This window comes from Flavobacterium cyanobacteriorum, from assembly GCF_002251835.1.
In the GTDB taxonomy this organism is placed as follows: domain Bacteria; phylum Bacteroidota; class Bacteroidia; order Flavobacteriales; family Flavobacteriaceae; genus Flavobacterium; species Flavobacterium cyanobacteriorum.
In genome coordinates this window covers 1-6,517 of the sequence record NZ_NOXV01000278.1, presented here as the reverse complement: position 1 = coordinate 6,517, position 6,517 = coordinate 1, and the positions used below count along the sequence as shown (strand labels likewise).

Here is a 6,517-nt window from a genome sequence, read left to right as displayed (position 1 = left end):
GTACTGATGTCGTGGGGTCGTTTTTAAGCTGCCGCATAACGTTTTGCGTGTTGCCGCAGTTGGCGATTTCGGAGCACTTCACTGTCACCCAGCACAAAAGTTTGATAGGAGCACTCAGCTACAATTTTGCACGTCACCGCCAATTGAGGCAACACGCTGTTACCAGTAGTGCTTCTTCGTCTGTTGTCGCTGTATCTGTTCATTTACCGCTGTCTTGGTGCGTTGGCTTGGTGGCTCTTTTGATTTTTTTGTTTGGTTTTGTGCGGATGCAAAAAAGCAAATGTGCCACCAAAAGCGTTGGTTAATATGCTCCTAAAAACTTATGTCCGTTGAAGTGAACCAAATGGTCGGGATTGTCCGCAATCCAAACTTCTGTTTCCCAAGCAACATCTAACATCCATTTTCTAAAGTCAGGTCGAGTAAGAAAACCAGTTACAAAGATTAGTTCAGCTTTGCAGTCTTTCAGCATTTTCTTTAACTCTAAAACTCTTGTTTCACTCATAGGTCCCGAACTATGAACTGCTTCGATTAAATAAAGCCAATTGTTCTTTTTACTGTAAGCAATTATATCGGGAAGTTCATCGTGAGAAAGTTCAAAAAAATTCAGCTTTTTAAGTTCTTCTAATTCTATGTGTAATGTTTTGTTTGATGTGTCGCCAATATAAAGAACAGCACAGTCGCTACCGAAACGTGGAAGAAATTCTTCTATGAGAGCTTTCTGCAAAACATTGTGTTCGCCAAGAGAAAGTTCTATTGGTTTCCCGTTGGGAAGTTTTACAGGGATTTTTTCAAGGTCTCTTTTTCGTGAAAGAATTTCGGCAAGTGAAGGTTTGTTTTTATTGAATGCTTTTAAATTCTTTGTCCAGCTGGGTGTTTTGTATGAAACAATAAGTTGTTTGAAATCTGGATGCAAAGCGTAACCTCTTGTTGGGTCATTTGTAGCAGAGCCTTTGTTTACTCCGCTATTCACAATGATGTCCGCGAGAACAAGAAGTTTTAAATCTTTTCTTCGTATGTCGTCATAAGAACCTGATGATATTTTTTCTTCAAAATTTTTGTTTACGAGGTTTATTATGTCACGAGATTTAAGATTTGCGTTTTCTTTAGCTTTACTCCAGTCCTTAGTTACGCCTGCAACAGCAAGAAAGCAAACAGCCATTCTTTCCAAACCTCTTTCGGTTTTGGTCATTGGAATCCCGACACTCTCTAAGATGTCGAGTGCCTCATTTATAATTTTTTGAACAGCTTTTGATTTAGTGCTTTTGGGTATATAATTCTTCATCTTAAAAAAGTGTCAGCACTTGATTTGGCTGTAAGTTATTTTCTATAATTTCTTCTGCTGAATACAGTTCTTCCATTTGAAAGCACTCTTTCAATGCTAATGCCATTTGATATGCCAACAGGGGAGGAACTGCATTTCCGATTTGATTAAATCTTTGGGTTTCGTTTCCGATAAACTCATACCAATCAGGAAAACTCTGTAGTCTAGCCGCTTCACTATGCAAAAGTCTTCTTCTTCTCCCGTCTTTTAGCCTTACTCGTTGCATATCACCCGTTGCTCCAGCAAGATTTCTACAAGTCAGGGTTCTTGCGGGTTTGTCAGCATACAAGTCTCTTGGGTTAATGCACGAAGATGCTTTTTCATATTTGGCAACATATGTGTCCATCGATGCAGTAAAAAATTTGCTTTCAGGAGGAGTAGTGAACATCAAATCTCCTATTGCTTCACCTACTGTTACTTTATGATGATTTGGTTTCGGGAAGTTAAATTTTGCTCGATGACCAAAAACAAAAAGTCTTTCTCTGTTTTGGGGAACACCAAAATTTACTGCGTTGAGCAACTTAAAGTCAATGATATAACCTAGTTTTCGAAGCTCAATCAATACTAAATCGAAATACCATTTATTCGTGTATAAAAGTCCACGAACATTCTCGAACATAAAAACCTTCGGTTGCAACTTCTTTACCGCATCAATAAAAACGGGAAACCCGTCTCTTGCATCTTCCATTCCTTTTTGGTGTCCGCCTACGCTAAAAGGTTGACAAGGTGGCCCACCAATGACGATGTCCGCTTGTGGGTATTCAAAGTCGAGGTCAAGTTTTATAGGTAAGCAATCGCCAACAAGATTTTTGTTATATGTGTCAGAAGCGGCTTTGTCCATTTCATAGCCAATGGTCTTGTAACCCGCAGCTTCAAAGCCTAAAGACAAACCACCACAACCGGCAAACAAGTCAAGAACAACCTCTTTTTCGGTTATCCTCGGCTTTAATGTTTCGTTTATGTAGTCTATGTAATTTGTCATTGATTTTGTATGTGTCAAAGATAATAAAAACAGGTCTGTTATAGCTCTGAATTTTCAACAAAAGCTGAAAGTCTTGGTGCGGTTGGGCAAAATAAAATGTGCTGCAAACTGTGTCGGTTTGTGGTTGGCTTTACAGCTCTTTTTATTTTGCTGAAGCGTTGGCATTTTGTCGTCCATTTTTAGCACTATCATTGATGGTCTGCACTGTCGTCATAGCATTACTGGTAACGTATCGGGGCTTTGCGTAGTAGCCCTTAGTAAAAACTTAAAATTAACCACGACACTTGATAGGGTTATTACGCAAAACCCTTGTTATGTGCCGTTTTTCTTCACAAATCTTATTAAATATGAACTGGAAAAGATACCGTTTAAAAACTTATGCTGTTAGCGACAACAGACCATTAATCTTCAATCCTGAATATCCTTGGTGGTGTTCTGGTTATGGTGAAGATGATAAAGGTGAATACTCTGTAATAATTGCGTATTTACCAACGGATGAAGATTTAATAAAGTATTGGCATGATGCTTTTGATGTGGAATTTACAGAAGAAGAAAGCATAAGTTTCTCTGATAGATTTCCGAAGCCAAGTTACTTCGTGCCTTAAAATGGCACATAACGTTATACAGCTTGTAGCAGTAGCGGTTAAAATTACCAAAACTTTTGGTTATTCACGAACGATACAATTACAAAAGCGACTTTCAGTTATGCCCAAAAGCCGCTATTGCTACAAACTGTGGTTAGCAAACGTTTTAATTTGTAAGTTCAATTATTTGAAAGTTATAGGTTGAATTTGAATATTTTTTGGATAAACTGGGTAATAAAATTGCAAAACTTGAAATTCCTACACTAGATAAAAATGCAGTTAATGCAGCTTGTGTGTCACCAATAACAAGTATAGGTGCTAAACCTAAAGTAAAAGCACCAACAATAATAAAACTTGTTGCGATAATAGTTGTAGATAAACTTCGTTTTCTGATAAATTTAATTTCATCTAATTTTAATGATTTTTCATCGATTAATATAGTGTTATCATCAACAAATTTTAATTTTCCAAATAGTTTTTCGCCATTCATTGTTTTGATTTTCACTCTCTTATTTTCTTTAATTACAAAAGTTTCACCATTATTAATGTTAGTTATTTGTAAATGTTTTTCTTGAGCAAAAAAGATAAATGGAATAAAAAGAAACAAAATAATATACTTCATAAATTTTTTCATTGAACGTTAAACTCTATTTTACCTTCACTATTCCAACCCTCAATATTGGTGTCAAGCCTATATCTATTGCATTTTGTAGAACCTTGAAACTCTAAATATTCTCCTGAATAAAATGAATACAATCCACTTTTAAGAAGTTTTATATTAATTTCTAATTCATAAGTACCATTTTCAGAGTTGTATGAAACAGTAGACCAACCACCACCATATGCTTCTATAGAACCTTTTATATAGGAAACTTCATTATCAGTGAAGATTATAGGGTTTATATAAATTCTTGCATTAAAATCATTAGTTTTTTCAAATAAATTTATTTGTTCCCCAAAAAACGTATTTGTAGACGGAATAATAATTTTATAAGTAATAATATCACCTATATTATAAGTAGATTGTAAAGGTGTAATTTTTACTAAGTCATCAACTCTTGTTGAAGAGCCATAATCGAAACAGTCATCATCTCCTCCAGGACAACCCGTAAGGGTTGCCATGAGGAGAAATAATCCTGTAAATTTTAATAATTTAGTACCCATAGCTATTGAATAAGTTTCTTATTGGAGTAGCTTGAGCTGGATAAGCATTTATTAATGCGTCTCTAAATTGAGTTGGTGTTTCAATATTTGAATTTAATCTATTGAAAACAGATGATAAATCATTTGTATTAGTTGAGTTTCCAATAAAGCAATTATCAACAATACCATTAATAATTGTTGTACCATTGCCACTTCTTCGTCTTGAAATTGAAGTATTGTCGACTTGATTATCCAATAAATCCCACATTATACCGTGTGCAAACCAATGTAAATCATCAAATTTAGTAGCAGTCATTGGTATATCACAAATATTAAAACGCTCCATATAAGTATTTATATTACTTGTTGGATACATATTTGTACCAAAACTACTTGGTGTCATATATGCTTTACCATACACAGCCGAAGTAATTTTAAACTCACAAAAGTTACCCCAACCTTCAGCTAAACCAATAATTCTTCCAGCTTGAAATGAAGGTTTACTGCCATCAACATAAGGGTCGCCATGTAAAAATGAGTTACTCATTTCACTTGCGTAAACTTGTGCCCAGAAACCAGCACCAGCTTTCATAGCATGCGAAAAGTGACCAGATTCGTGAAAGATTGTTTGATGTATTCTTACTGTATTACTTGGACTGCCATCTTTGATTTTTTTATTGTTAAGTCCAGCAAAAATAAAATCAGGTCTTAAATGCTGTGGAACAAGCGAAACAACTACACCACTCACAACATTTGTCATTACGTGCCAAAAATTAGCTTGACCAATGTTTGCGATAGTTGACATACCTGCTAATTGCGGATATTTGTGTAACATAGGAGTAGAAGCATTTTGTCCTTTCGCAAAACACCAAACATTTGCAGTACTAACTGTATGAGATACTCCGTTGCTATTTGAAAAATCAATATATTTTCTTAAACCATTGTGAGTTGTGCCTTTAAACCATAAATGACCGCCTGCTAAATCAATACCAAATACACCTGTATGTGGTTCACCGTGCATAATGTTTTTTGTTCTACCATTATTACCTCTTGTAATTGTCATTAAGTGGTCTGAAACCCATAAACCAATAATTTCATTCCAAGTTTTTCTAATTGTAGCTGTGTAACCTCTCCATTTTGCTCTAATTCTAACTTTACCACGATATTTTTTTGGTGCTTCAAAATATCCATTGTTATCAGTATAAGTATATCTCCAAAAAATATTTCTACCAATACTAATTTTAGCTTTTAAAAGAGGATCAAGGTTTTGATTGTCTGTGTTTTGAACTTTAACATAACCATTTGGTCTATATCTTCTTCCAAATAATCTACTTGAAGATTGTTGTGCTAAAGAATTTCTCAAATATTCGGGTAATGTTTCAGCAGTAATTTCAATTTCATCTGCTAAAAGGTCTTCTTGCCAATTGGCAAAAAACAAAGCAACAGTTTCAACATCGTATTCTTCTTCTGTAGGTTCGTATATTTTGTCAAGTATTACATACGGTACTGATGAAGGAAATTGATAACCAACTGGAATTAATGTGTAAGCTGAATGATAAATATCATTTTCATCTTTCGGCATTACATAATAATCTCCCTCTTCTTTAATTTCATAATCAAGAGGATAGTCTTGTAAAACTGGTGCATTTTCATCATCACTATTATCCAATTCATCTAACATTATGAGCTGTTCAGTTGTGTTTGGTGTAATTTTAATGTAATAATGTGTTGCTTCCACAGTTTTACCCTCAAAAGGAGAGTTTGGAACAACTGAATTATAGTAATCAAATGCACTTTGCATGTTCGCAACAGTGTAAGGATTATCTAATTTTTCACCCAAAACAATTGGCATATGTTCGTCGGGTTTGTCATTTTCATTAGTCCGCATTGCTAATGTGCTGTTAGACTTAGAATTTTCAGTGTCTTTTAAAATTTCATCGTCATTACAGCTTGTAAAGAGAACGAAAGCAGAAAGGAAATAAAAAATTTTCTTCATTGTTTATAAAAATTAAAGGTTAAAATTACTTTTTAATCATCGTAAACTTCTTGTTATTATTGTTTTACGTTTCGTTTTTCATAAAATGTTTNATTAATGCCAATGTTTGTTTTAATAAACGAAACGCAAAAGCTAACAGGGATGAATATTTTGACCCATTACTTTATAAGGAACGGTATAAAATCGAAAGGGCAAACGCCTGGATGGATAGCTTTAGGTCGTTGTTAAATCGATTTGACACAACAACCGCAAGCTGGTTAGGCTTTAATTACCTGGCTTTTACAATCATCGCACTAAAGAAATTTAATAAAATAAAAGTTTAAACCACTTCATAACTTAAACTCGCAATTATTTCAAGAAATATTTTAATTTAATCACCTTCGGGTGTTTTTTTTATAGCCGCATACATACCCAATGCACCATCGCCACTAGTAAAGCAATTATACCCTGTAGACCACCCCGATTAACCCGAGGCTGGATACAGGAGACGG

Annotated in this window: 7 protein-coding genes and 1 pseudogene; 3 read left to right on the top strand and 5 right to left on the bottom strand. The window is 34.6% G+C overall.

The window, feature by feature from the left end:
• Window positions 1-305, top strand: a 305-nt coding sequence (locus tag CHU92_RS16040; RefSeq protein ID WP_207759837.1) for a hypothetical protein, incomplete at its 5' end; no start/stop codon positions are given.
• On the opposite strand, the gene CHU92_RS10455 is transcribed toward CHU92_RS16040, so the two are convergent.
• Together CHU92_RS10455 and CHU92_RS10450 are read right to left on the bottom strand one after the other, a co-directional pair.
• The gene (locus CHU92_RS10455) at window positions 302-1,282 is read right to left on the bottom strand and encodes a BsuBI/PstI family type II restriction endonuclease (RefSeq protein ID WP_094415325.1); all 981 of its coding nucleotides are present in this window, start codon (window positions 1,280-1,282) and stop codon (window positions 302-304) included. The two genes, CHU92_RS16040 and CHU92_RS10455, sit on opposite strands and share 4 nt — an antisense overlap.
• A 1-nt stretch (window position 1,283) precedes the next feature.
• Window positions 1,284-2,303 (bottom strand): DNA cytosine methyltransferase, encoded by a 1,020-nt coding sequence (locus CHU92_RS10450; protein ID WP_094415323.1) that lies wholly within the window; start codon window positions 2,301-2,303, stop codon window positions 1,284-1,286.
• 347 nt (window positions 2,304-2,650) lie between these two features.
• Here CHU92_RS10450 and CHU92_RS10445 point away from each other — a divergent pair, with 347 nt between their 5' ends.
• On the top strand, window positions 2,651-2,908 hold the full coding sequence (locus CHU92_RS10445) for a hypothetical protein (protein ID WP_094415321.1): 258 nt from the start codon (window positions 2,651-2,653) through the stop codon (window positions 2,906-2,908).
• Window positions 2,909-3,053: 145 nt separating this feature from the next.
• Here the strand turns inward: CHU92_RS10445 and CHU92_RS10440 are convergent, their stop codons facing one another.
• From CHU92_RS10440 to CHU92_RS10430, 3 genes are read right to left on the bottom strand one after another with little or no spacing between them, the layout of a single operon-like run.
• Complete coding sequence (locus CHU92_RS10440; protein ID WP_094415319.1) at window positions 3,054-3,521, bottom strand: hypothetical protein; 468 nt, start codon at window positions 3,519-3,521, stop codon at window positions 3,054-3,056.
• Window positions 3,518-4,051: a hypothetical protein gene (locus CHU92_RS10435; RefSeq protein WP_129583057.1), complete on the bottom strand. Its 534-nt coding sequence runs from the start codon at window positions 4,049-4,051 to the stop codon at window positions 3,518-3,520. The genes CHU92_RS10440 and CHU92_RS10435 overlap by 4 nt, the downstream gene beginning before the upstream one ends.
• Window positions 4,041-6,026, bottom strand: coding sequence for a hypothetical protein (locus tag CHU92_RS10430; RefSeq protein ID WP_094415315.1), 1,986 nt, complete (start codon window positions 6,024-6,026; stop codon window positions 4,041-4,043). The genes CHU92_RS10435 and CHU92_RS10430 overlap by 11 nt, the downstream gene beginning before the upstream one ends.
• 92 nt (window positions 6,027-6,118) lie before the next feature.
• Between CHU92_RS10430 and CHU92_RS10425 the strand changes: the two are divergent.
• Window positions 6,119-6,349, top strand: a pseudogene (locus CHU92_RS10425) (IS5/IS1182 family transposase); the annotation flags it as partial.
• Between the last annotated feature and the right edge of the window lie 168 nt (window positions 6,350-6,517).

Bases quoted from the DNA above. Each gene is read 5' to 3' on its own strand.
- CHU92_RS10455 (WP_094415325.1), bottom strand. From the start codon at position 1,282: ATGAAGAATTATATACCCAAAAGCACTAAATCAAAAGCTGTTCAAAAA.
- CHU92_RS10440 (WP_094415319.1), bottom strand. From the start codon at position 3,521: ATGAAAAAATTTATGAAGTATATTATTTTGTTTCTTTTTATTCCATTT.
- CHU92_RS10450 (WP_094415323.1), bottom strand. From the start codon at position 2,303: ATGACAAATTACATAGACTACATAAACGAAACATTAAAGCCGAGGATA.
- CHU92_RS10430 (WP_094415315.1), bottom strand. From the start codon at position 6,026: ATGAAGAAAATTTTTTATTTCCTTTCTGCTTTCGTTCTCTTTACAAGC.
- CHU92_RS10435 (WP_129583057.1), bottom strand. From the start codon at position 4,051: ATGGGTACTAAATTATTAAAATTTACAGGATTATTTCTCCTCATGGCA.
- CHU92_RS10445 (WP_094415321.1), top strand. From the start codon at position 2,651: ATGAACTGGAAAAGATACCGTTTAAAAACTTATGCTGTTAGCGACAAC.